This window comes from Nocardia brasiliensis NBRC 14402 (assembly GCF_000308475.2).
Classification (GTDB): Bacteria; Actinomycetota; Actinomycetes; order Mycobacteriales; family Mycobacteriaceae; genus Nocardia; species Nocardia brasiliensis.
On record NZ_BAFT02000068.1, the window covers coordinates 156,005 to 182,507 of the forward strand.

Genomic DNA, 26,503 nt, shown 5'->3' on the forward strand with positions numbered 1-26,503 from the left:
TGTCAGGGCGGGTTTTTCCTGGGCTTTTGGCGAGGCGAACTGGGCGAATTGTCGTGTTAGCCAAATGTTTGCTATGCAAGATCAACGGCGCTGACTAGCCTGCGATGTGAAACAAATCCGCCACGCTGGCAATCCGGCCGATCAGACGCTCCGAATCATAGGGCGTGGATCACTTTTCACGGTCGGCCTCGCGCGCCTTGCTGTGGTCTGTGTTCTGGAAGTTGCGTCGAACAGCGGCAGAACGGAGTGATTGATGAGTTCATTGGCCACGGACAGCGTCGACCAATGTTCATCGGGCGAATCCTCGGCACAGCCATTCGTCTTGTCGCCGGCTCAAACGGCGCTCTGGTACGCGCAGCGGATTCGGCCGGATGTGCCGCTGACGATCGCCCAGTATGTCGAGATCCACGGCGACCTGGACGTCGGCCGCCTGCTCTACGCGATCGAGCGATTCGGCGCGGAGTCCGAGGTCGGCAAGCTGCGCCTGGCGGAGATCGACGGAATCCCGCACCAGATAGTCGATCCCGCGCGCCGGCCGGGGTGGGCCAGGGTCGATCTGCGTGGTGAGCCCGACCCGCACGCCGCGGCGCTGCGCTGGATGCACGAGTACACCGGCTCGCCGATCGATCTCGAGCGCGACCCGCTCACCGCGAATGTGGTGCTGCGGACCGGGGATTCGGATTACATCTGGTACTCGCGTGCCCATCACATCGTCATCGACGGCTACGGCGCGATGAACGCGCTCACCCGCACCGCCGAGATCTACACCGCATTGGAGAATCGGACCGAGCCGGTGGTGTCGCGCGCCGCGCCGCTGGCCGAGATCTACGCCGACGAGGTCCGCTACCGCGAGACCAGCAGGTTCCGCGCCGACCGCGACTACTGGCTGGAACAGCTGGCCGGCGCGGGCGAGCCGATGAGTCTCGGCGGCAGCACCGTCACCGCGGCCGCCCAGGACGCGGGCCGCCGCATCGCCGCGGGCGTGCTCGACGACCGTGCGCAGGCCGCGATGGACGCGGCCGTCACCACCTTCGGCACCGCCAACTCGGCGCTGTTCGTCGCCGCGCTCGGCGCGTATGTCCGTTCGGTGACCGGAAATCCGGATGTGGTGCTGAGCCTGCCGGTCTCCGCGCGCACCACCGTGTCGCTGCGCCGCTCGGCCGGCGTGGTGTCCAATGTGGTCCCGATCCGGTTGCGCTTCACCGCGGAAACCACCCTCGCCGATGTGGTGAAGGCGACCGAACTCCAGATCACCGGCGCGCTGCGGCACCAGCGCTACCGGCACGACGACATCCGCCGCGACTGCGGCTACTCGCGCGACTCGCGCGGCTTCTTCGGGCCGATGGTCAACATCATGCTGTTCCACGACGAGTTGACCTTCGGCAGCCTGGTGGGCTCGCTGAACGTGCTGGCCACCGGCCCGGTCGAGGACCTGTCGGTGAACCTGTACAACGGTGTCGGCGGCCGGATCCACGTCGATTTCGAGGCCAACCCGCGGCTCTACGGCGAGGCCGAGGTGTCGGTGCACCACGACCGCTTCCTCGACTTCCTCACCCGATTCCTCAGCGCCGCACCGGACACCCACGCCGAGACGCTCACCGCGATCACCGCCGCCGAGCACGAGCGCGTCCTGCACGAGTGGAACGCGACCGAGGCCCCGCGGCAGCCGGGCACCCTCGCCGAGCTGTTCGCCGAGCGCGCGGCCGCCTGCCCCGACGCGATCGCGCTGGAATCCGGCGACGACACCCCGGCCGCCGCGACGCTCACCTATCGCGAACTCGACGAGCGCGCCAATCGCCTGGCCCGCCTGCTCATCGAGCGCGGGGCCGGGCCGGAGACCGTGGTCGGCCTGTGCCTGCGTCGCAGCATCGATCTCGTGGTCGGCATGTACGCGATCGTCAAGACCGGCGCGGCCTACCTGCCGCTCGATCCGGAACATCCGGCCGATCGGCTCGATCAGATCGTGCGGCAGGCGTCGCCGGTCTGTGTGCTCACGGCCGCGCGCGACGAGCTCGCGATGCCCGAATCCGCTGCCGCACTGGCCGTCGACACCGTCGACCTGGCCGGCTACCGCGGTGCGCCGATCACCGATGCCGAACGCACCGCCGCCCTGCGCGCCGACCACCTCGCCTACGTGATCTTCACCTCCGGCTCCACCGGCAAGCCCAAGGGTGTCGGCGTGAGCCACGCCGCGATCGTGAACCGGCTGCGCTGGATGCAGCACGAATACTCGCTCGACCGGACCGATGTGGTGCTGCAGAAGACGCCCGCCACCTTCGACGTCTCGGTGTGGGAGTTCTTCTGGCCCTTGCAGATCGGCGCGCGACTGGTCGTCGCGGCGCACGACGGGCACCGGGACCCGGCCTACCTGGCCCGGCTGATCGCCGAAAAGGGCATCACCACGGCGCATTTCGTGCCGTCCATGCTCTCGGTGTTCGTCACCGACACCGACGTGCGCGGTTGCACCGCGTTGCGTCAGGTGTTCTGCAGCGGCGAGGCATTGCCCGCGGCCACCGTCCGGGACTTCCACGCGGCGCTGCCCCGGCCCGCGTTGCACAATCTGTACGGCCCCACCGAGGCCGCCGTCGACGTCACCTACTGGCCCTGCCCGGCCGACCCGGCGACCGTGCCGATCGGCTCGCCGGTCTGGAATACCCAGACCTACGTGCTGGATTCGCGGCTGCGGCCGGTGCCGCCCGGCGTGGTCGGCGAGTTGTACCTGGCCGGTGTGCAATTGGCGCGCGGCTACCTCGGCCAGCCGCGGCTCACCGCGGATCGCTTCGTGGCCAACCCGTTCGGCGCGGGCGTGCGCATGTACCGCACCGGCGACCTGGCCCGCTGGCAGCTCGGCGCGGACGGTCCCGGCGTGCTGGAGTATATGGGCCGCAGCGACTTCCAGGTCAAGATCCGCGGTCTGCGGATCGAACTCGGCGAGATCGAGGCGGCGCTGCTCGACGACGCGCGGGTCGCCAGGGCGGTCTGCGTGGCCCACGCGGCGCGCAACGGCGACGAACTCGTCGCCTACGTGGTCGCGACCCCCGCGACGGGACGCCTGGATACCGCCGCCCTGCTCACCGAACTGCGCCGCACGCTGCCCGCGTACATGGTGCCCTCGGCCCTGATGGAACTCGACGAGCTGCCGCTCAGCGCCAACGGCAAGATCGACCGCAAGGCGCTGCCCGCCCCGGTCGGCGTCCGGGCCACCGGGCGCTCCACCGCGGAACCGCGTACCGAGGTGGAGCGGGTGCTCGCCCGGGTCTTCGCCGAGATGCTCGGCACCGAGGTCGGCGTCGAGGACAGCTTCTTCGACCTGGGCGGCAACTCGCTGGTCGCCGCGCGCGCGGTGGCCCGGATCAATGCCGCCCTCGGCACCGGTCTGACCATCCGCGACCTGTTCGAGGCCTCGACGATCGCCGCGCTCACCCAGCGTTTCGCCACCCACACCGCCGATGTTTCCTCGCCGAAACTCGTTGCGGCGCAACGCCCTGAGCGGATTCCGCTGTCACTGGCGCAGCAGCGGCTGTGGATCCTCAACCGCTTCGCCGAACACGCGGCCGCCTACAACATGCCGCTGGCGGTCCGTATCGCGGGCGCGCTCGACGTCGAGGCGCTGCGGGCCGGCCTGGTCGACGTGATCGAACGGCACGAGAGCCTGCGCACCACGTTCCCGGAGTCGGCCGAGGGGCCGGTGCAGCTGATCCATCCGGCCGCGGAGATTCCGCTCACTCTGGATCCGATCGACGCCGCGGGCGCCGACGTGGCGGAACTGGCCACCGAGTTCGCCGGGTACGGCTTCGATCTGCGCAGTCAGGCGCCGATCCGGGTGGCGCTCTACCGCACCGGGCCGGACCAGTGGGTGTTCCTGGTCGTGCTGCACCACATCTGCGGTGACGGCTGGTCGATCGCGCCGCTGGCCCGCGATCTGATGACCGCCGTCGCGGCGCGCGGCGCGGGCGACGCGCCGCAGTGGGCGCCGCTGCCGGTGCAGTACGCCGACTTCGCGCTCTGGCAGCGGGAACTGCTCGGCAACGAATCCGATCCGGCGAGCGCGCTGAGCGCCCAGCTGACGCACTGGCGTTCGGCGCTGGCGGGCCTGCCCGACCAGCTCGACCTGCCGCTGGACCGCCCGCGCCCGCTGCGCAGGTCGACCACCGGCGGCCGGGTCGATTTCACGATTTCCCCCGAGATCCGCCGCGCCGCAAGCGAACTGGCCGCCGCCCGGGGCGTCAGCATGTTCATGGTGCTGCACGCCGCGCTGGCCACCCTGCTGTCGCGGCTGTGCGCGAGCACCGATATCGCGATCGGCACGCCGATCGCGGGCCGCTCCGATCCCGCGCTGGACGAGCTGGTCGGCATGTTCGTCAACACGCTGGTGCTGCGCACCGAGATCGATCCGGCCGCAGGCTTCGACCGCATGCTCGACGTGGTGCGCGAGACCGATCTCAACGCCTTCGCCAACGCCGACGTGCCGTTCGAGCGACTGGTCGAGGTGGTCAACCCCGAGCGCTCGGCCGCACGGCACCCGCTGTTCCAGGTGATGCTGTCCTACGACCGGGATCCCGATCTGCGCATCGAGCTGCCCGGCGTGCGGGCCGAGGTGCTGCCGATCGTCTCCGATATCGCGAAGTTCGATCTGCAGCTGGTGGTGCACGACGACGTCACCGACGGCCCGCTCACCGCCGAATTCGGTTATGCCACCGATATTTTCGACCGCGCCACGGTGGAATCGTTCGCCCGTCGCTTCGTCGCCGTGTTGAACGCCGTGGTCGCCGCGCCGAGCATGCCGATCGGCGATCTGAGCATTCTCGATCGGCGCGAGATCGCCAATCTGGTGCCGATCGCCGGCGCGCCCGCCGAACCGTTCACCACGCTGGCCCGGTTACTCACCGACACGGCCGAGCGGGTGCCGGACGCGGTCGCCGTGCGCTACCTCGGCGTCGACACCACCTACCGGGAACTCGACGAGTCCTCGAACCGGTTGGCGCGCGTGCTGATCGAGCACGGCGCCGGCCCCGAGGTGGTCGTCGCGATCGCGCTGCCGCGCGGCCTGGACGCGATCACCGCGGTGTGGGCGGTCGCGAAAACCGGTGCGGCGTATGTGCCGATCGATCCGAGCTACCCGGGCGAGCGGATCGCGCACATGATCGGCGATTCCGGGGCCATCCTCGGCCTGACCGACGCCGCCTGCCTGGCGGCCATGCCGGAGTGGCCCGCGCCGCGCGGCAAGCACCGCAAGAACTACGTCGACTGGCTGGTGCTGGGCTCGGCCGAACTGGCCGCGGAAGCGGTGGACTGCTCGACCGCCCCGATCACCGACGCGGACCGGCACCATTCGCTGTGCACGGTGCATCCGGCCTACCTGATCTACACCTCCGGGTCGACCGGCAAGCCGAAGGCGGTCGTGGTCACCCACGCCGGCCTCGCCTCGCTCGCGAACGAACAGACGCACCTGTTCGGCGTCACGGATTCGGCTCGGACGCTGCAGTTCTCGTCGCCGAGCTTCGATGCGTCGGTGCTGGAGCTGCTGCTCGGTTTCGCCGCGGGCGCGACCATCGTCGTGGCGCCCGCCGGTATGTACGGCGGTGCCGAGCTGGCCACCCTGTTGCGCACCGAGCGGGTCACCCACGCGTTCGTCACCCCGGCCGCGCTGGCCACCGTGCCGACCGACGGGCTGGACGAGCTGGAAGCGGTCATTGTCGGCGGCGAGGCCTGCTCGGAGGAACTGGTCGAGACCTGGTCGGCCGAACACCGCATGCACAACATGTACGGCCCGTCGGAGGCGACCGTCGCCGCCACCGCGACCGGGCCGATGGTGCCGGGCCGCCCGGTGCCGCTCGGCCTGCCGATCCGCGGCATGCGCCTGTTCGTGCTCGACGGACGGCTGCACCCGGTGCCGCCGGGCACCCCCGGCGAGCTGTACCTCTCCGGTCCCGGTCTGGCGCGCGGCTATCACGGACGTTACGGCCTTACCGCGCAACGGTTCCTGGCCAACCCGCACGGTCGCCGCGGCGAGCGGATGTACCGCACGGGTGATCTCGTCGTGGTCGAGACCGGCGGTCAGGTGCGCTTCCTCGGGCGTGCCGACGACCAGATCAAGATCCGCGGCTTCCGGATCGAGCTGCGCGAGATCGACCACGTGCTGCGCGCGCACCCCGGCGTGAGTTTCGCGCTCACCGTGGTGCACACCGATGAACACGGCCAGCCACGGCTGGCGTCGTACGTGACCGTGGACCGGCCGGTGGCGGCCGCCGATCTCACCGAGACCGCCCGGCAGCGCCTGCCCGGTTACATGGTGCCCGCCTCGGTCACCGTGCTGGACGAACTCCCGGTCACCCCGGCGGGCAAGTTGGACCGGAAAGCGTTGCCGGAGCCGGTCTTCGCGACCGGCGGCAGCTCGCGGGCACCGGCCACCGAACTGGAGTCGCGGGTCGCGGGCGTGTTCGGCGAGATCCTCGGCCGTCCCGTCACCGGGGCCGAGGACAGCTTCTTCGACGTCGGCGGCAACTCGCTGCTGGCCACCCGGCTCGCCGCCGCGCTGCACGCGGAGTTCGGCGTGGACCTGCCGGTGCGGGTGATCTTCGAGGCGCCCACCGTCGCGGGGGTGGCCGAGCGGCTCACGGAAGCGCCCCGGACGCAGCGGTTGGCGCTGGCTGTGCAGACCACGCGTCCGGGACGCATTCCATTGTCGCTGCCGCAGCAGCGACTGTGGTTCCTCAATCGATATTCTCCCGAATCGAGCGCATATAACATCGCTTTCGTTATCCGGATCGCGGGAGATCTCGATGTGGCGGCGCTGCGTGCGGCGCTCACCGATCTGGTGGAGCGGCACGAGGTGCTGCGCACCGTGTTCCCGGAGGACAGCGCGGGCGCCCAGCAGGTGGTGCTGCCGACCGCGCGGGCGCTGCCCGTGCTCGAGGCGATCGACACCGACGAGGCGGGCGCGACGGCCGCGCTCGGCGCGCTCGCGCATCGCGGCTTCGACCTGATCCGCGCTACGCCGCTGCGAATGACGCTGCTGCGCACCGGCTCCGAGCGCTATCTGCTCGGCATCGTGGTGCATCACATCGCTGCGGACGGCTGGTCGCTCGGCCCGCTGACCCGCGATCTGGCCGCCGCGTACGTGGCGCGGCACGAGGGCGCGGCCCCGGCCTGGACTCCACTTCCGGTGCAGTACGCGGACTTCGGGCTGTGGCAGCGCGCCTGCCTCGGCGACGAGGGCGAGCCCGGCAGCCTGGCGGCCGAGCAATTGGCCTACTGGCGTAGCGCGCTCGCCGATCTGCCCGCGGAATTGCCGCTGCCCTACGACCGGCCGCGACCGGCGGAGCCGACCCAGCACGCGGGCACCGTGCCGTTCACGGTGCCGGACCCCGTGCAGCGCGCCCTCGCCGAGCTCGCCAAGGAGCAGGGCGTCAGCATGTTCATGGTGCTGCGCTCGGCGCTGGCCGTGCTGCTGCGCAGCGTGACCGGCGGGCGCGACATCGTGATCGGCACCCCGGTGGCCGGCCGGACCGACACCAAGCTCGACGAGCTGGTCGGCATGTTCGTCAACACCCTGGTGCTGCGTTCCGACGTGGACCCGGACCGCCCGTTCGCGGGTCTGCTTCGCGCCGACCGGGATACCGAGTTGGCCGCGATGGCGCACGCCGATATCCCGTTCGAACGGGTGGTGGAGGAGCTGGCCTCGGGCACCACCCGGGGCAGGCATCCGCTGTTCCAGGTGGCGCTGACCGTGCAGGACGGTCCGGTGCCGACGCTGGAGCTGCCGGGCCTCGAGCTGCGGGCCGAGGAACTCGATATCGCGCTGGCCAAGTTCGATCTGGAACTGCGGGTCGCCCACATCGGCTGCGACGCCGGGCCGGGCGAGCCGGGGCGCGCGTTCGAATTCGTCTACGCCGCAGAGCTGTTCGACGAGGCGACCATCCACACCCTCGCCGACCGGTTCCTCCGGGTGCTGGCCGCGGTGACGGCCGATCCGCGAGTGCTGGTGCGCGACATCGACACCCGCACCGAACGGGAACGCCGCCTGCTCGCCCCGGCGACCGGCGGGCCGACCACGCCGCAGTGCACGCTCGCCGCGTACTTCACCGCGACCGCGCACATGCATCCGCATCGCACCGCGGTGCGTTCGGGCGCGACCACGCTCACCTACGCCGAACTCGACAAGCGCACGAATCGCTTGGCCCGGGCGCTGATCGCGCGGGATATCGGCATCGGCGATCGGGTGGCCCTCGGCCTGACCCGCTCGGTCGAGTCGGTGCTCACGATGCTCGCGGTGGTGAAGACCGGCGCCGCGTTCGTGCCGATCGACCCGAACTATCCGGCGGACCGGGTGCGGCACATGCTCGCCGACGCGGGCTGCTGGGTCGGCGTCACCGTCGGCGCGCACACCGAGCGGTTGTGCGCGGCCGGTGCGGACGGCCCGGCGACGGACTGGTTGCTGCTCGACGACCCGGCTGTGCGCGCCGAACTGGAAACCTATGACGACGCACTGGTCGACGATCTCGACCGCATGTGCACCATCGAGGCGGCCGACCTGGCCTACCTGATCTACACCTCCGGCTCCACCGGAAAACCCAAGGGCGTCGCGGTCACCCATGCCGGGCTGTCCAATTTCGCGGACGAACTCCGCGATCGGATGCGGGTCGACCGCGAGTCGCGGACACTGCATTTCGCCTCGCCGAGCTTCGACGCGGCGGTGCTGGATCTGCTGCTCGCGGTCGGCTCCGGTGCCGCCATGGTGCTCTGCCCGCCCGACGTGTACGGCGGTGACGAGCTGGCCGCGCTGCTGGAGCGGGAGCGGATCACGCACACCTTCATGACCCCGGCCGCGCTGGCCACCATCGATCACGAGCGATGGCCGCTGCCGCACCTGCGCGCGCTGATGGTCGGCGGCGAGGCGTGCGCCCCCGACCTGGTGGCCCGGTGGGCGCCGGGACGGACCATGCTCAACGGGTACGGACCCACCGAGACCACGATCGTCGCCACCATCGCGACGCTCACCGCGGAGCAGCCGGTCACCATCGGCACGCTGGTGCGCGGGGCGCGGGCGCTGGTGCTCGACGAGCGGCTGCGCCCGGTGCCGACGGGCGTGCCCGGCGATCTGTACCTCGGCGGGCACGGTGTCGCACGCGGCTACTTCGATCGATTCGGGCTCACCGCACTGCGTTTCGTGGCCGACCCGTTCGGCCCGGCCGGGGCGCGGCTGTACCGCACCGGCGACGTGGTGCGCTGGAACGACGCCGGTGAACTGTGCTACCTGGGGCGCAGTGACCACCAGGTGAAGGTGCGCGGCTTCCGGATCGAGCTCGGTGAGATCACCGCCGCGCTCGGCGAGCACCCGGCCGTGCGGTTCGCGCACACCGAGGTCAGGCAGATCGCGGGCGCCGACCGGATCGTGGCGTTCGTGCAGCCCGTCGACGAGCACACCGGGGTGGACGTGGCGGCGGTGCGCGACCGGTTGGGCGCGCAGCTGCCGACGCACATGGTGCCCGCCAGCATCACTGTGCTGGAACGGATTCCGCTCACCCCGGTGGGCAAGCTGGACAGCGCCGCGCTGCCCGAGCCGCAACTGGCCGTCGCCGCGGCCACCCGGGAACCGTCGACCCCGTCGGAGCGACTGGTCGCGCGGGTGATGGGGGAGCTGGTCGGCGTCGAGGGGGTGCGCGCGGACGACAGCTTCTTCGATATCGGCGGAAATTCGCTGCTGGCAACGCAACTCGTCGCGCGGCTGGCCGCGGCCAGCAACACCAGGCTGGAGGTGCGTACCGTCTTCGCCGCGCCGCGGGTCGCCGAACTCGCCGCGCACCTGGATTCGGGACCGGCCGGGGCCGGTTCGCGTCCGGCGCTGGTACGGCAGGCTCGCCCGGATCGGATTCCGCTCTCGGCGGCGCAGCGCAGGCTGTGGTTCCTCAACCGGTTCAACGGGATCGGCGAGGCGGCGGCCGACGGCACGGACCTGTCCGCGGGCGCGTACAACGTGCCGGTGGTGCTGCGGATGAACGGCAAGCTGAACGTCGACGCGCTGGTCGTCGCGCTGCATGCGGTGCAGGACCGGCACGAGACGTTGCGGACGGTGTTCCCCGAGGTCGGCGGCGAACCGACGCAGCAGGTGCTCGATCTGGTCACCGCGGCGATCACCCTTTTCGTCGCCACGGTGCGCCCGGCCGAGGTGGACGACGCGGTACGGCGTTTCGCCGCACCGGGATTCGATCTCGCGGGCGTGGTGCCGATGCGGGCCGCGCTGATCTCGGTGTCCCCGGAGGGCGACCGCGGCGTGCGGAATCCGGCCGAGGTGTCCGACGAGCACGTGCTCGTGCTGGTGGTGCACCACATCGCGATGGACGGGCAGTCGCTCGCGCCGCTGGCGCTCGACGTGGCCACCGCCTACCGGGCCGCGTGCGCGGGCCGGTCGCCGGAATGGGACGAGCTCGCGGTGCAGTACGTGGATTACACGCTGTGGCAACAGGACACGCTGGGCACCGAGGACGATCCGGACTCGATCATCCGCAGGCAGCTCGACTACTGGCGCCACCAGCTCGACGGCGTCCCCGAACTGCTCACCCTGCCCGCCGACCGGCGCCGCCCGCCGGTGCCGTCCTACCGCGGCGGGCTGGTCGAATGCGAGATCGACGCCTTCACCCATCGGGCCCTGCACCGGGTCGCGACGAGCAACAACGTCAGCATGTTCATGGTGCTGCACGCCGCGCTCGCGGTCCTGCTGCACCGGATGTCGGCGACCGACGACATCACCGTCGGCACGCCGATCGCGGGGCGTGCGCATCCCGCGCTGGACCGGTTGATCGGCATGTTCGTCAACACGCTGGTGCTGCGCACCCGGATCGATCCGGATGCCCGGTTCACCGACCTGCTGCACACCGTGCGCGATGTCGACCTGGACGCGTTCGCGCACGCCGACCTGCCGTTCGAACGCCTCGTCGAGGTGCTGAATCCGGCGCGGTCCCAGGCGCATCACCCGATGTTCCAGGTGATGCTCTCGGTGCAGAACCATCCGGTGGGCGGGCTGGAACTGCCCGGCCTGCGGATCGAGGCGGCCGATGTGGACACCGGCATCGCCAAGTTCGATCTGCAGTTCACCCTCACCGAATCGCAGACCCCGGAACGGGCTCCGGCGGGCATCACGCTGTCGGTCAACTACGCCAGCGACCTGTTCGACGAGCAGACCGCGCTGCGGCTGGGCCACCGCCTGGCCCGCTTGCTCGCCGCGGTCGCGGCGAATCCGACCACCGCGGTGGGTGATCTGGAGCTGCTCGATCCCGCCGAGTGGTCCGGCCTGGCCCCGGTGCGCGGCGCGGAGCCGGACCGTGCGGTCACCTTCCCTGAGGTGTTCGCGGCGGCCGCCGCGGTGGATCGCGCGGCGATCGCCCTGCGCGCCGACGGCACCCAGATCAGCTACGACGCGCTGGACCGCTGGACCAACCGGCTCGCCCGGGTGCTGATGCGCCGTGGCGTCGGCCCGGAAACGCTGGTGGCACTGGGGATCCCGCGCTCGGTGGAGTCGGTGGCCACGGTGCTCGCGGTGGCCAAGGCAGGCGCCGCGTTCGTGCCGGTCGATCCGAACTATCCGGCGCAGCGGATCGCGCACATGCTCTCGGATTCCGGTGCGGCACTGGGTATCACGCTCAGCGCGCACCGCGACGAGCTGCCCGGTGACGTGGAGTGGATCGTGCTCGACGATCCGATCTTCCGTGGGCTGGTGCTGGATTCACCCGACGGGCCGATCGCCGCGGCGGAGCGCACCGCGCCGCTGCGGATGGACAACCCGGCGTACGTGATCTACACCTCCGGTTCCACCGGCACGCCCAAGGGCGTCGTGGTCACCCACGGCGGCCTGTCCAACTTCGCGGCGGAGACCGCGCAGCGCTTCGACGTCCGTCCGGGTTGCCGGGTGCTGCACTTCGCCACGCCGAGCTTCGATGCGGCGATGCTCGATCTGCTGCTCGCGCTCGGCGGCGCGGCCACGCTGGTGATCACCCCGGCCGGGGTGGTCGGCGGCGAGGATCTGGCGCGGGTGTTCATCGACGAGGCGATCACGCACGCGTTCATCACCACCTCGGCGCTCGGCACGGTCGATCCCGCCGGCGTCACCGCGCTGCGGCACGTGCTGGTCGGCGGCGAGGCGTTGCCGCCGGATCTGGTGACTCGGTGGGCGCCGAACCGCAACCTGTACAACGTGTACGGGCCCACCGAGACGACCATCGTCACGGTGATCTCGCAGCCGATGACGCCGGGCGGCCCGATCACCATCGGCGGTCCGATCCGCGGCGTCAGCGCGACCATCCTGGACGGTCGCCTGCATCCGGCCCCGGTCGGCGTCACCGGCGAACTGCATCTCGCCGGTTCGGCGCTGGCGCGCGGTTACCTCAACCGTCCCGGCCTGACGGCGCAGAAGTTCGTGGCGAACCCGTTCGGCAAGCCGGGCGAGCGGATGTACCGCACCGGCGACCTGGTGCGCTGGTGGACCGGCCACGGTGCGCCGGCGGCGGGGCGCGATCACGGCGGCAGCCGGGAGATCGAATACGTCGGCCGCACCGACCACCAGGTCAAGATCCGCGGCTTCCGCATCGAACTCGGCGAGATCGACGCGGCGCTGGCCAAGCACGGCGGCGTGGAGTTCGCCACCACCATCGGGCACCGCACCCCCGCGGGGAGTATGGCACTGGTGTCGTATGTCAAGGCGCGCAACGGTATCGGGCTCACCGCGGCCGAACTCACCGAGCATGTGGCCGGGCTGGTGCCGAATTACATGGTGCCGCAATCGATCATGCTGCTCGACCGGGTGCCGCTCAGCCCGGTCGGCAAGCTGGATCGAAAAGCCCTGCCGGAACCGGTGTTCTCGGCGGCCGACGGCTATCGCGCACCCGCGACGCCGACCGAGGTCGCGCTGTGCGCGGCGTTCGCGGCGGTGCTCGGGGTGGAGACGGTAGGCGCCGACGACGGCTTCTTCGAGCTCGGCGGCAACTCGCTGCTGGCCACGAAAGTCGTTGCGCAGGTGCGGGCCAACGGCCTCGATCTGCCGGTGCAGGCCATGTTCGGCGAGGCGACCCCGGCCGCCATCGCCGCCCGGCTCGACGGATCGGGCGCGGGCATCGTGGCGGCGCTGGGGCCGGTGCTGCCCATCCGGCCCAACGGCAAGGCGGCGCCGCTGTTCTGCGTCCATCCCGCGATCGGGTTGGCCTGGTGCTACTCGGGCCTGCTCGCGCACCTCGCGCCGGACCGTCCGGTGTACGGGTTGCAGGCCCCGCACGTCGCGGGCGAGGACGGGTTCGCCTCGATCGCGGAGGCCGCGCAACAGTATGTGGCACATATCAAGTCGATCCAGCCGACCGGCCCCTACCACCTGCTCGGCTGGTCGCTCGGCGGCCTGATCGCGCACGAGGTGGCGGTGCAATTGCAAGAAGCGGGCGACGAGGTGGCGCTGCTGTCCATGATGGACAGTTACCGGCTCTCCGACGCCTGGCTCGAGCACGCGATCCCGAGCGTGGCCGAGATCATCGAGGAGTTCGGCAGCGACCAGCTCGACGCGCCGCTGGACCCCGCGATGAACCTGCGCGACGCGGCAGAGCTGCTGCGCGCGCGTCCGGGGCCGTTCGCGGCGCTCACCGTCGAGCACCTCGAACGGCTCTACGCCGGCTACACCAACGGCACCCTGCTCGCGCACGGCTTCCGGCCCCGGGTCTTCGACGGCGATCTGCTGTTCTTCACCGCCGCCGCGGACGAGATCAACCGGGCCGATCCGGAACGCACCGCGGCGGCCTGGCAGCCGTTCGTCACCGGCGCTATCCGCGATCACGAACTGCCGTGCCGGCATTCGGCGATGACCGCGCCCGAATCGCTCGCCGCGATCGGACAGGTGCTGCGCGGCGCACTGGACGGGGCCGCGGCACTGCTGCCCGCCGGTGCGCATCCAGCGAAGAACGGTGTGCGGCGAGCCAAGAGCGGCGCACGAAAGGAGAAGCAGAGGTGAACGGGCAATACCCGGCCACGCGCCAGTCGATGCGCCCGGAACGATCGGTCGTGCCCGCGCCGGGACCGGCCGCGGGCGGGGACTGCGAGGTGGACGGGCTCGACCTGTCCATGCTCCGGCCGTTTCGGGCGGTCGCCCGGCCCGCACGGCGCAAGCGGTGCGCGTCCGCCGTGGCCGGTCGATCGACTTCGACGACGGGGGAGGCGGCACAATGAGTTTGGCGGTGGAAGTACTCGGCCTGGTCAAGCACTACGGGCGGATCCGGGTGCTCGACAACATCGATTTGCAGATACCGAGCGGCACCGTGATGGGCCTGCTCGGTCCCAACGGCGCGGGCAAGACCACGACGGTGCGCATCGTGACCACCCTGCTGCGCCCGGACGCCGGAGCGGTGCGGGTGGCCGGTGTCGACGTGCTGCGCAATCCGGGTGCGGCGCGGCGGCGGATCGGCCTGTCCGGGCAGTACGCCGCGGTCGACGCGAACCTGTCCGGGTTCGAGAACCTGCGCATGGTGGCCCGGCTGTACGGGATGTCGCCGCGGCAGGCCAGCACGCGTGCCACCGACCTGCTGGACGCGTTCGGGCTCGAGCACGCCGCCGACCGCAGGGCGGGCACCTACTCCGGCGGTATGGCACGCCGGCTCGACCTGGCCGGCGCGCTGGTGGCCAAGCCCGCGGTGGTGGTGCTCGACGAGCCGACCACCGGGCTCGACCCGCGCGGCAGGCTCGACATGTGGCGCGTCATCGGCGAACTCGTCGACGACGGCACCACCGTGCTGCTCACCACGCAGTACCTGGAGGAGGCCGATCTGCTCGCGGATCGGATCACCGTCATCGATCGCGGGCGGGTGATCGCGCGCGGCTCGGCCGACGAGCTGAAGACCTCCATCGGCGGTGACCGGCTCACCGTCACGCTGGCTCCCGGCCAGGACGTGCAGCCCGCGCTGTCGGTGCTCGCCCAGGTGGGCATCGGCGAACCGAGCCACGAGGCGGGCACCGACGAGGCCTCGATCGTGGTCGGCGACGGCTCGCGCACCATGGTCGAGGCGCTGCGCAGGCTCGACGACGCGGGCGTCTGCGTGGTGGACGCCACCGTGCACCGGCCGAGCCTGGACGACGTATTCCTTTCTCTCACCGGCACATCGGCCCGACCCGCGGCCGACCGGAAGTCCGAAACCGATGACGTACAAGAGGAGATCCTGTCGTGACGGCGGTCCTGGAAAGTCCGAAAGTGCAGGCGGCGCAGGTCGATTCGGGGCCGCGGCTGCGAATCTTCCGGGACAGCGCGATCGTCGCCTACCGCAACCTGCTGACCATTCTGCGGGTGCCGACCCTGCTGGTGACCGCCACCATCCAGCCGCTGATGTTCGTGTTCCTGTTCGCCTACATCTTCGGCGCCTCGCTGGGCGGCAGTCAGTACCGGGAATTCCTGCTCGCTGGAATCTTCACCCAGACAGTCGCTTTCAACGCGGCGTTCACCACCGTCGGGCTCGCGGGCGACCTGCAGAAGGGCATCATCGACCGGATGCGCACCCTGCCCATGTCCCGGCTGGCCGTGCTGATGGGACGCACGCTGTCGGACCTGGTGGTCAATATCCTCAGCGTCGCGGTCATGGTCGGCTGTGGCTATCTGGTGGGTTGGCGGATCAACGGCGGCATCGCCGACGCCGTGCTCGCGTTCGGCATCATCCTGCTCTTCGCCTTCGCCATGTCCTGGGTCGGCGCGCTCACCGGCCTGATCTCACCGACCGTTGAGGTGGCACAGAGTGCCGGGCTGATCTGGATGTTCCCGCTCTCGTTCATTTCCTCGGCCTTCATCTCGGCGGAGACGCTGCCGGGTCCGCTGCGCACCATCGCCGAGTGGAACCCGATCACCGCGGTCTCGGCCGCGGGTCGCAAGCTCTTCGACAACGACGCGCCGCCGTCGTTCGCACCGCCCACCGGATGGGCCGCCGAGCACTGCGTCGGGTATGCCATCGCCTGCTCGCTCGTCATCCTCGCGGTTGCCATGCCGCTGGCACTGCTGCGCTACCGCAAGGTCGCCAGCCACTAGAGCGCTCGAGACCCCTGAGGCTCCGCCTCCCCGGTTGTGCACACCCGGGAGTGCGGAGTCTCTGGCGTTTCCGGCCAAAAGGCGCAGGCCGTAGGGGCGAATCCGCAGGCTGCGAGCGGAACCCTTGCATCTGCACTACTGCCGATCGGAATATTCTGGGCGATTGCCAATAGCTGGCTGTCTGACACGGATGATGTGCTCGACATCGACGAAGCGGTCGATGATACCCGGCTGCCTCTGTCGCGTCCTTCGAATGGAACGAAAGGAGCCGGTCAGTGGCTATGGATGCCTTTATTCGCCGGAGATACCCGGTACGCGCAGCCGTGCGCTGGTCGGTGCTCGTAGGAGTCGTGACGGTCGCGGCGAGCCTGGCTGTGCCGACGGGTGTCGCGTCCGCGGAAGATTCTGTCCCAGTCACCCAGGCCACCGATCGCCAGGAGGAGGTCCTCGCCGTTCGCGACGGGGTCATCGTGTCGCAGGTCAGCTATTTCCTGCCGTTGCCCGCAGGGACGGCCGCGCACCCCGCGGCCTGCGATCGCACCGGATACCTGCGCTACCGGGCCGTCGGTAGTCCGGAACGTTCCGCCGACGCCGACAAGGTGATCGTGCAGCAGCCGGGTGCCAACGGCGGCGCGGTGAACTCCGACAGCGTGGCCGCGAACACCGTCGTCGCCGCGCGGGCGAACGGCCAGCACGTGGAGTTCTGGGCCTTGGCGCGCCGCAGCCAGTGCCTCGATGAGTCGTTCGGGTTCGACTACGCACTGCGCTCGGGCAACTACCTCGACGCGGTCGACTACTACTTCAACCACAAGCCGCTCGACGGCCAGGTGTTCCCGGGCTTCAAGGATTCGCCGCAGCTCGCGGTGCTCGATGCCATGGGCATGGAGCGGTTCATCCGCGATCAATACGAGGTGATGCTGTCGGAGCTCCCCGAGCAGGCGAGCCGGCAGCAGAAGTACGTGTGCACCGGTATTTCGCTCGGCGGGCTGGTCGAAGGGTTCTTCGCGGACTGGGACTTCGACGGCAATCCGGCCACCACCAACGACGCCGGTTACCAGCAGTGCGCCGCGTTCGCCGCGCAGGACACGATGATCACCTCGGATCCGGTCGCGATCCAGAACACGCCGTTCCTGCACGACATCACCAACGCGATCGTCGGCCCGACCAACGACGTGGTGAAGGCCGTCGCGAATGTCGGGGTGCTGCCGCGTTCGCTCGTTTCGGCGCCCGTCATCGGCGGCCGGACGTTCCTGGTGCTCCGATTGGCCGGTCTCGCCGCCTATCTGGAGCCGGACGCGGAAAGTCAGCTCATGGCGCATCTGCCGCACGATCTCGATCTCGATTTCACCCTCGACTACCTGTTCTCCGGATCGCCGGTGTCCTTCGCCACCAATGGCGCGGACGGTTCCGGCACCATCCGGGACTTCCGGTTCACCAACACCGCACTGCTCGGCGAGTTGATCGACAACAACTCGGCCAACTTCGCGCTGTGGGAGCAAGGAGTCGGGGCCATTGCGGGCGGGCCGGTGGCGGAGAAGACGTTCCCGGTGCCCGGCTCGGTCACCCAGGTGCCGCTGCTCGGCGGCTTCCTGCGCGCGATCGCCGGTCCGCAGCCGCGCGTGCGGCCCACCGATCGGAACGTGCTCTACACCTGGCGCAACTACGACGACGTGCAAGGGGTGCCCTACACCTCGCCCAACCACGAGTCCTCCGATATCCGCGATGCCGCAAGACAACTCGGCACCGGCGCACCGTACGCGTACTGGGAGACCTACTTTCCGGCGCGGCTGTACATCGATATCGGTGCGGGTTACGGCGGTGCGCGCAGCGGCGATATGACGAACCTGCGCTACCGCAACATGGCCCGCACCAAGCCGAGCTACATCGCCTACGCGGGTGACGGTTTCGTGCAGCAGGGCATCGGCATCGTCGTGCCGCCGGACCCGACCGCACAGGTGGTCACGCTGCCCGGCTACAGCCACGTCGACACGATCGGCGCGGCGCGGGTGCAGAACAACGGCAAGGCCGACGCCAGCGCGCAGACCCTGGCCGATTTCCTCGAGACCCTTGGCTGACCACATTTCACCGAAAGCGGAGTCATGAAGCTCACCAGTCGAATCAGAGTGTCGCTGTCCGCCGGAATTCCGCTGGCGGTCACTGCGGTACTGCTCGTCGTCGGCCTGCCCGTTCCGTCTTCCGTTGCCGCCCCTGCGGTTTCGCGGGGCGCCGACAGCGCCGAGGTCACCCCGTTCACCGATCCCAGCTTCGGCGACGATGTCGAAGCCACCTATGTCCGGCTGCACTACCCGAGCCCGTATGCCACGATGGCCCATCCCGAAGCCTGTGACTGGATCTCGTTCGTGCGTTACCGGTCCAAGAAGGGGCCGGCGCAGTCGTCGGACGCGGACGCGCTGCTCAGCGTGCAGCCCGGCACGTTCTCCGGTGCGGCGAACAACAATCCGCAAGGTCCGCAGGTCGTGCGCAAGGCCGCGGCGAACGGCAAGTCCGTGGAATACATTTCGCTGGATCGCCGGGCCAACTGTGCCGAGGACCGCACCGGGTGGGTCGCGGCCGAGCAGGCCGGGGACTACCACGTCGCGGCCGACTACTACTTCCACGGCAAGCCGATCGACGGCAAGACCTACCGGTACCAGACGTCGCAGGACCTGAATTACCTCGGCGAATACGGTCTGGCGCTGACCATGGACGACTGGCGTGCGGTGATCGAATACCTGCTGCCCGACCCGGCCGACCGGCACAAGATGGCCTGTGGCGGACACTCGCTGGGCGCCTTCCTCACCGGCCCGATGATGGCGTGGGACTTCGATCAGAATCCGGCCACCACCGAGGACGCCGGCTACAGCCTGTGCGGTCGCGGCATCGTCCCCGAAGACGGATTCGCCATGACCGATCCGGCGGGCTTCGCCGGGGCGCCACCGCTGGACGCGTTCTTCTCCGCGGTGGGCGGCGCCGTCCGCAACGGTGTCGACCTGCTGTTGAAGAACGGTCTGGGGACCGCGCAGTGGCCGGTCACCGCGGCCAGCGAGATCATGAACGTCTACTACCTCGCGGGCATGGCGGCGGACCAGAAGCCGGACGAGGAAAGCGATCTGAAGAATCTGGTGCCTGCCGATCTGCGCACCGAGCCGTGGATGCGGCTCATGTACGGCAAGGACTATCTGGATCTGTTCACCGGCAACAACCTGCCGCGGGACTTCCGGCTCACCAACCGGGCCGCGCTGGGGATGCTGTTCGATCAGAACTCGGCGGAGTACGTCATGCAGGCCGGGCTCGGATACTACGACTGCCCGACCACCGGTAAGACGTACCCGGTGCCCAATGGACTCGGTTCGGTGCCGATCCTCGGGCCGAACCTGTTCGTCATTCCGCAGCGGGTCGGGTTCGGCCAGAACTACACCCCGGCCGATCGCAACCAGCTGTGCGGCTGGAAGAACTACGACCAGATGCCCGAAGCCACCATCGACGGCATCGATCCGGTCCGTGGGCAGCCGACCGATCGGGATCGCGAGGTCACCGATATCGTGGAGTTCGCGCGGGCGATGAACCCCGGTCGCCAGCCCACGGACTTCTTCGAGGAGTACACGCCGGTGCGCATCATCACCGACATGATCTTCGCGCTCGGCCTCGGCCGCGATGGTGAACTGCGCCAGCTGCAGAACCGCACCGGTGGCATCTTGAACTTCCTGCTGCACGGCGATCGTTGGCAGAGCACGCCGGCGGGGCGGCGCAATCTGACGCTGCTCTCGGGTGATTCGCCGCTGCAGAATGCGGGCTGGGGCGGCATCCTGCCCGCCAACGCCAAGATCATTCCCGGCTATCGGCACTACGACGTGATGACCGCCGCGGAAAAGCAGAACAACGGGATGCCCGAGATGGCAAGTAGTCTGATCGCGAACTTCCTGACCCAGCAGTGATCTGAAAACCGCAGCGGCTCCGTCCCTTTCGTCTGAACCGGGAAAGGTGCGGGGCCGCTGCGGTGCGGTGCCACCGCACTCACGAAGATGATTGCTGACACGATGGGGGGATGAATGAACAGGGGCGCCCGGTTCTGTACGCGATAGTGACAGGGTCGTCGGTGGCGCGGGACGTGGGGACGCTGGTGGATCTGGCCCAGGCGGACGGCTGGGAGGTCTGCGTGATCGCGTCGCCGGACGGGTTGCGGTTCATCGACGCCGACGGGCTCGCGGCTCGCACCGGACACGTGGTGCGCAGCCAGTACAAGGAGCCCGAGGCGCCGGACGCGCTGCCGCCCGCCGACGGGCTGATCGTCGCGCCGATCACGGCGAATTCGCTGGCCAAGTGGTCCGCCGGCATCTCGGACACGCTGCCGCTCGGCCTGCTGGTGGAGGCGGTCGGCCTGCGGCTGCCCGTGGTCGCGGTGCCCTTCGCCAATCGCGCATTGATCAGCTTTCCGCCGATCGGGGAGGCGATCCGGAAACTGTCGGAATGGGGCGTGACGGTGCTGGCCGAGGATCCGCCGCACGAACCGGCCACGGGCGCCCAGGCCGCCGCCGGATTTCCGTGGGCCGGTGCCTGGCAGTCCCTGCTGCAGCACCCCTGGCGACCGCGTCCCGCGTGATCAGCGGGCGGCACAATGGGTTTCGCCGCCACCCTGTCTCGTTGCTCACGAAGCGGTCCGGACCGGTGCCGACTGCTCCTGCGCCGTTGAAGCCGAGAATCGTTCCGCCAGAGCGCTTATCGCGGTCAACGCGAGGGTGATCACGACACCGCCGAGGATGGCGCTACTCGGCGCGGTGTGCGCGAGGACCAACGCGGACACGGTGGCGGCCAGCCCATAGCCGATACCACCCACGGCGTACATCACCGAATAGGCCGCGGCGTGCAGGTGCGCGGGTAGCTGGGCGCGCAGCGCGAGATTGCGGGCGACGATCACCGCCGCCTGGCACAGTCCCGCCGCGGCGAGCGCGACCGCGATCCCGAGCCCCGGCGTGATCGCCACCAGCGCAACGCAACCCGCGGTGACGACGAGCAGGACCAAGGCCTGCACCCGCACCGTCCCCGGCCACTCGCGCAGGCCGTAGCAGAACGCGCCCACCGCACCGGTGACGGCGAACGCGGTGAGCATCGGCCCGGCCCAGCGCACCTCGATGCCCCGGAACTCCAGCAGCGCGGGCAACACCAGCTCGGCCGTGGCCAGTAGCGACATCGCCGCGGCACTGGTCAGGTAGATCGGCCAACCGGATAGGACTGTGCGCCAACCACCTTCGGTCTGTTCCACCGTGGCCGAGGCCGGTCCGGGCAGCAGGAAGATGAGCACGGCCGCGGCGGCGGCGCCGATCGCCGCGAGCGTCAGGGGTGCCGCGGGGAACAGACCCGTGGCCAGCGACACCACCAGCGCCGGCGCGGCGGCCCAGATCACCTGGGTGAGCATCGCTTCGACGCCGAGCGCGCGGGGCACGTCGGGCGATGCCACCAACCCGATCAGCATCGAGCGCATCCCGCCGGGCGATCCGGCCGGTCCGAACCCCGCGAGGAAGGCCAGCCCGATCAGTAGCGGCGCGGGAGCCGAACCGCTCGACGCCAGACCGGCGAACGCGGCGGCGCCGACGGCGAAGCCGGCGGCCAGCTGCGGTCGGATCCGGTGCTGACGCAACCACATTCCCTGCACTGCCGCCCCGATGACCTCACCGAGGACGTACCCGGCGGACAGCACCGCGCCGAGCGCATATCCGCCGGGGGTCGACCTGACCAGGAACACCAGGCCCAGGGGAGCCATCGCGATCGGCAGCTTCCCGGCGAGCGACACCATCGACCACGTGAGCACCTCGCGGGTGGCGAGCCGCCGATAACTCATGCTCGCCTCCGCCCCGGGCTCCGATAGTGACCTTGGGTCAACCAGCCGACAGGCTCAGGTATTTCCCTGCGGCGCCACGGCTTTCACGGCGTTGCCGACCTTTCCGTGCAACCACGCTGCCCACTCGGCCAACTGGGGGAGAGCCACGTCGCCCACGCACTCGGCGACCGCGAGCCGTTCGGGCACGCGGTCGGCGGCCCAGAGCCGGGCCCACTGTTCGGCGTCGAGCACGAGGACCCGCAGGTCGAGATCCGCGAGCGCGGCCACGTCGTCGACGTCGGCGCCGGATACGTCCAGGCGGAGCAGTGCGGGCAGCGCGGCCAGCCGCTCGACCCGCACGGGGCAACCCGTCATGCCCAGCGCGGCCTCGGCGGCGACGAGATCCGCTGCCGGGCAAGGCGGGCCGAACTGCGGTGCGCGGCCCTTCACTCGCCGGTAGTAGGTAGTGAACTCGTCCACCAGCGACCGCACGTGCCGGTGCACCCGTGGGTCGGTCGGCAGCGTGCTCGGCTGCGCCGCGCTCGGCCGTGGGGTGGCGCCGCGATAGTGATTCGGGTAGCGGAATTCCGGGTCGATCAGGACGGAACACGGTGTGAGGGAGGACAATTCGAACGAGTGACGGAACTGCGCGGCCGGTCCGTCGAGGGCGACCTCCAGCACGAGCGGCCGGTGGTCGCCGGGTGCGCGCAACATCGTGTCCAACCGGCCGATAAGGGAGGGCAAGGTGAAAGCGTCACTCCCCGTGGGCAGGACATGGTCCTCGGCGGGAAAAGCCTTGACCGACAGCGTCTCGCCGTTCGCGCTGCAGGCCTGCCAGGTGAACGGGCGGTCGGAGCGATGGTTCGCGCGGACCGAACGCACGAGTTCCACGACGAGTTCGTTCTGCACTCCGGGAGTCTGCTGGCGCGCCCGCGCGCCCGACAAGACACCCCTTCGATGGGCAGGAGGTCCCGGAATACGAAAAGCCGCCCGCATCGTGCGATGCGGGCGGCCTCTGCGGTGTCGCTTACACCCGGCGGCGGGTCTTGAGCAGGTCGAGACGCTCCTTGAGGAGTTCCTCGAGCTCTTCCTTGCTGCGGCGTTCCAGCAGCATGTCCCAGTGGGTGCGCGGCGGCTTGACCTTCTTGGTCTCGACCGTGGTGCCTTCGATCAGGATGCCCTCCTGACCGTTGCGGCAGAGCCAGGTCGGCGGGATCTCGGCGTCGTCGGCGAAGGGGACGTCGAACTCTTCCCCGTTGTCGGTGCGGTACCGGGCGATCCGACGCGGCGCCAGGTCGTGGTCGCGGTCGGTCTCGTAGCTCACCGCTCCGAGCCGACTGCCCCGGAGTACGCGATCTGCCATGGTGTGCCTCTCCCTGTGTGCTCGAGTCTTGTTGCTGCGACCGGGTCCGGACGAACGTTCTCGTGCTCGACCTCAGGTACAACGTACGGGCCTGCGCCGATAGTTCCCGTCGCGGCCGCGGAACCGTTCCATTGTAGTCGCACCGGCACGGGGGCCGCGCCACGCCCGTAGTCGGCGGGTTCGGTGAGGGTCGCTGACCGGTCCGGGGCCGCCGAACCGTTAAGGTTCTGCGTCATGTCGCGCCGCTTGCTGTCCTGCCTGACTTCTCGATAGGGGGGTGTGTTCAATCTCTGATCGTCGTCACTCTCGTCAACTGTCCTGCCTGTGGTGTGGGCGAGAGATCGTGGAGTCGGAGGCCGGCCGCCGTCGCCGGTACTGCCGACAGTCGTGTCGTCAGCGGGCCTACGAGCATCGCAACAGCCTGAAGGGCACCGGGATCCCCGACGATTCCGTGGTGCTCAGCGCCCAGGAGGCCACCGATCTGGCCGATCGCTGGTTCGCCGCCCGGTGCGCCGCCGAAGACGTCGCGATCGCCATCGACGAGGGCGCCTCACACGAGGAACTGGCCACCCTCGGCAAAGCCCTGGTCGAGCTGGCCCGTGACGCCGAACGGCTGCGCTGAGCGAGACGGGCTCGGCTCGGCTGAGTCGGGTGGCGGTGCTGAGTCCAACTGTTGCGCTGAGCGGGACGGCTGGGTTGGGCGGGTCGGCTGGGCTGAGTCGAATGGCTGCGCTGAGCGGAACCGGGCACTGACCGGCTCACCTCACACGGTATGCCGGTGGCGCAGATAGGTTCCGGCGAGGAGCACGCCGACGCCCGCCAGCACGCCGCCGGACGCCAGCAGCGTGGTGGCGTCCGGGTGGACCAGCGACTGGGCACGCATCGCCTGGGTGAACACGATGGCGAGCAGCCCGGTGTAACCGAGGCCGAGGACGCCGATTACCGCGGCGCGGGTGCGTTCGGCCCGTAGCCACGGGTAGCGCGGCGCCAGCCAGGCCAGCACGAGCACCGCGAGCAGCAGCACCTGGATGCCGTGCAGCCCGACGAAGTGTGGGACACGTAGGTCGCCGCCGATCGTGCTCCAGTGCGTGATCGGCATGCCCGGGGCCGCGTCGCGCGGGGACAGGTCGCGCAGCGCCGGATCGATGACGGTATGGCCCGCGATCAACTCGACGACCTTGCCGTCCGCGTCGCGCACCAGCTGCTTGCCGGTGAAGCCCATCAGGTACCCCATGGCCATGCCCGCCACGGCGAAGAGCAGTCCGAAACGGATCGCGCTCGCGGTCGGCCGGTCGAGCAGGCGTTGCCAGCACAGGATCAGCGCGATCAGCAGGTTCGCCAGGAACAGGCCGGGCACCCCGGACATGAAGATCTGCTGGCCGATCTGATTGACCGGATCGGTGTCGACGTTGTTGAAGTGGCTGAACGTGCCGCGCGCGCCCTGCACCGCGATGAAGCCCACGTCGAGCACACCGGTGATCGCGAACACCGTGCCCAGCCACCAGGTTGCGCGACTTCCCTTGTGCGGCAACGACAGCAGGAACGCGAGGGTGGCGCTGTAGAGGGTGAAGGCGAGACCGAACTTGAACGGCTTGAGCCACACCGACTCGCCGAGCAGCTGCCGGTCGTCGACCAGCATGCCGATCGCGGAGACGACGGCGAGGGCGGCCATGAAGGCGACCGACACCATGAGCGGACGATGCAGTCGGGCGGCGGTCCGGACGAGCCCGGCGGCGCCCGGGTGCGGCCGGTTCATCGGCGTCGGTGCGCCGGGCCCGGCGGCCAGATCTGTGGTAGCCATGCACCGACGGTAGGAAGCGGGGCCCGCGGAAGACGTCCCGCCGCAGCGCTATTCGCGTCTAGTACCCGGGGCGTCGCGTCTAGTACCGGGGTACTGAGCTCGGAGGCGGTTCGGCCGCGATCGCGTCACCGTTGACGCGATCGCGGCCGAACCGCTCCGGGTTTCGCCAGCCCCTCATCGACTCGCGAAGGGGTGGGACTACGGGGTGTTGCGCAGGATGTCGATGCCGCGGCCCGCGAGCCAGGGCAGTGGGTCGATCGGCTCGCCGCCTGCGGTGTGGATCTCGTAGTGCAGGTGCGGGCCGGTGGAGAAGCCGCGGTTGCCGACGGTGGCGATGATGTCGCCCGCGCGGACCTGCTGGCCGACGGTGGCCAGGATGTCGTTCACGTGGCCGTAGATGCCGATGGTGCCGTCGTCCTGCTGCACCCGCACCCACATGCCGAAGCCGCTGGCCGGTCCGGCCTCGATCACCACGCCGTCGGTGACCGCGGCGATCGGCGTGCCGATCGCGTCGGCCAGGTCGAGGCCCGCGTGCAACGCGCCCCAGCGCATGCCGAAGGTCGAGGTGAGGATGCCCGCGATGGGGCGAACGGTCTTGGGTCGCGCGGCCTCGACGGCCAGGCGATGCTGCTCCCAGACGACGCTCTCCGGGACGGTCTGCGGCATCTGGGCTTCGCGCGGGGTGAACGCGGTGAAAACGGCCTGGGTGGCCACCTCGGTGTCGGCGGCGGCGCGGGCGCCGGCGGTCAGGTGGGCGGCGCCGGTCTGATCGGCGGCGGCGAGCACCCCGAGCGAGGCGCTGACGACGGCGGACACGGCCACCGCGCGGGTGGCGGCGCGGTGGCGCCGGGTCCGGGTCGCGCCCCGACGTGAAGATAACGGAACGGTCACGGGCATGAGATGAACGTACGGGAGGTGAACAGCGACTCCGCAATCCTGTGGCAACCGTCACAGGGGTGTGAAAGCCCAGTTCACTGGTCACGAATGGGTAACGAGACGGCGCGCCTCGCGTGCTCACCTTGGGGAATTCCGTAATGCGCCGAGTTGACCGTGTGGTCGCCAGTTGATCACACTGTTTAAGTGGCGACTAATGGAGTTCGTGCGCTCGAAGCGTTATCCGACCCGACTCGGCGGGCCATCTTCGAGGCATTGCCGCAGGCCCCGCGCTCGGTCGGCGAACTCGCCGCACTCACCGGCGTGACCAGCTCGGCGGTCTCCCAGCACCTGCGTGTGCTGCGCGAGGCGCGCCTGGTGCTGATGCGCCCCGAGGGCACCCGCCGCCTCTACTCCCTCGACCCCCGCGGCCTCAGCGACGCCCGCGACTACCTCGACCAGTTCTGGCCCAGCGCCCTCGCCGCCTACTCCGCCGCCCTCCAAACCGCCCGCGCCACCCCCTGACCCACTCCCGTTCTGCCGCACCACTTTCTGGTTCGTCGCACCCCTTCCGCGTAGACGCACCCCTAGGACGTGGCATACCGGGTGCGTCAG

At 70.0% G+C, this 26,503-nt stretch carries 14 protein-coding genes; 9 read left to right on the top strand and 5 right to left on the bottom strand.

The genetic code is table 11. The features are described from left to right. Positions 1–253: 253 nt before the first annotated feature. The 7 genes from TY25_RS25435 to TY25_RS25460 all read left to right on the top strand — a co-directional run bounded on the left by TY25_RS25435 (position 254) and on the right by TY25_RS25460 (position 20,636). On the top strand, positions 254–13,984 hold the full coding sequence (locus TY25_RS25435) for a non-ribosomal peptide synthetase (RefSeq protein ID WP_081869097.1): 13,731 nt from the start codon (positions 254–256) through the stop codon (positions 13,982–13,984). Further along, on the top strand, positions 13,981–14,199 hold the full coding sequence (locus tag TY25_RS42870; RefSeq protein WP_146153935.1) for a hypothetical protein: 219 nt from the start codon (positions 13,981–13,983) through the stop codon (positions 14,197–14,199). The genes TY25_RS25435 and TY25_RS42870 overlap by 4 nt, the downstream gene beginning before the upstream one ends. Beyond that, positions 14,196–15,191, top strand: a complete 996-nt coding sequence (locus TY25_RS25440; RefSeq protein WP_042259942.1) for a daunorubicin resistance protein DrrA family ABC transporter ATP-binding protein — start codon at positions 14,196–14,198, stop codon at positions 15,189–15,191. Before TY25_RS42870 ends, TY25_RS25440 begins: the two co-directional genes overlap by 4 nt. A 62-nt stretch (positions 15,192–15,253) precedes the next feature. Beyond that, positions 15,254–16,036 carry an ABC transporter permease gene (locus TY25_RS25445; protein ID WP_042260016.1) on the top strand — a complete coding sequence of 261 codons (783 nt, stop codon included), beginning with the start codon at positions 15,254–15,256 and terminating at the stop codon, positions 16,034–16,036. A gap of 350 nt (positions 16,037–16,386) precedes the next feature. Next, positions 16,387–18,111 carry a hypothetical protein gene (locus TY25_RS25450; RefSeq protein ID WP_052383179.1) on the top strand — a complete coding sequence of 575 codons (1,725 nt, stop codon included), beginning with the start codon at positions 16,387–16,389 and terminating at the stop codon, positions 18,109–18,111. A 24-nt stretch (positions 18,112–18,135) separates the two neighbouring features. Beyond that, positions 18,136–19,971 carry a hypothetical protein gene (locus tag TY25_RS25455; protein ID WP_042259943.1) on the top strand — a complete coding sequence of 612 codons (1,836 nt, stop codon included), beginning with the start codon at positions 18,136–18,138 and terminating at the stop codon, positions 19,969–19,971. Positions 19,972–20,081: 110 nt separating this feature from the next. Next, the gene (locus tag TY25_RS25460) at positions 20,082–20,636 is read left to right on the top strand and encodes a flavoprotein (protein ID WP_042259945.1); all 555 of its coding nucleotides are present in this window, start codon (positions 20,082–20,084) and stop codon (positions 20,634–20,636) included. Between the two features lie 45 nt (positions 20,637–20,681). On the opposite strand, the gene TY25_RS25465 is transcribed toward TY25_RS25460, so the two are convergent. The 3 genes from TY25_RS25465 to TY25_RS25475 form a co-directional block, all read right to left on the bottom strand. Continuing rightward, complete coding sequence (locus TY25_RS25465; protein ID WP_042259947.1) at positions 20,682–21,872, bottom strand: MFS transporter; 1,191 nt, start codon at positions 21,870–21,872, stop codon at positions 20,682–20,684. A gap of 54 nt (positions 21,873–21,926) precedes the next feature. Continuing rightward, positions 21,927–22,760 carry a hypothetical protein gene (locus TY25_RS25470; RefSeq protein ID WP_146153936.1) on the bottom strand — a complete coding sequence of 278 codons (834 nt, stop codon included), beginning with the start codon at positions 22,758–22,760 and terminating at the stop codon, positions 21,927–21,929. Between the two features lie 118 nt (positions 22,761–22,878). Next, the gene (locus tag TY25_RS25475) at positions 22,879–23,214 is read right to left on the bottom strand and encodes an RNA polymerase-binding protein RbpA (protein ID WP_014986090.1); all 336 of its coding nucleotides are present in this window, start codon (positions 23,212–23,214) and stop codon (positions 22,879–22,881) included. Positions 23,215–23,500: 286 nt separating this feature from the next. Between TY25_RS25475 and TY25_RS25480 the strand changes: the two genes are divergently transcribed. Next, entirely contained in the window at positions 23,501–23,836 is a 336-nt protein-coding gene (locus tag TY25_RS25480; RefSeq protein WP_081869103.1) for a hypothetical protein, read from the top strand. A gap of 141 nt (positions 23,837–23,977) precedes the next feature. On the opposite strand, the gene TY25_RS25485 is transcribed toward TY25_RS25480, so the two are convergent. Together TY25_RS25485 and TY25_RS25490 are read right to left on the bottom strand one after the other, a co-directional pair. Continuing rightward, a complete protein-coding gene (locus tag TY25_RS25485; RefSeq protein WP_052383180.1) occupies positions 23,978–25,015 on the bottom strand; it encodes a hypothetical protein in 1,038 nt (345 codons plus the stop codon). Between the two features lie 198 nt (positions 25,016–25,213). Beyond that, positions 25,214–25,912 carry a M23 family metallopeptidase gene (locus TY25_RS25490; protein ID WP_226887290.1) on the bottom strand — a complete coding sequence of 233 codons (699 nt, stop codon included), beginning with the start codon at positions 25,910–25,912 and terminating at the stop codon, positions 25,214–25,216. Positions 25,913–26,095: 183 nt separating this feature from the next. Here TY25_RS25490 and TY25_RS25495 point away from each other — a divergent pair, with 183 nt between their 5' ends. Further along, positions 26,096–26,413 carry an ArsR/SmtB family transcription factor gene (locus tag TY25_RS25495; RefSeq protein WP_042259951.1) on the top strand — a complete coding sequence of 106 codons (318 nt, stop codon included), beginning with the start codon at positions 26,096–26,098 and terminating at the stop codon, positions 26,411–26,413. Positions 26,414–26,503 lie beyond the last annotated feature (90 nt).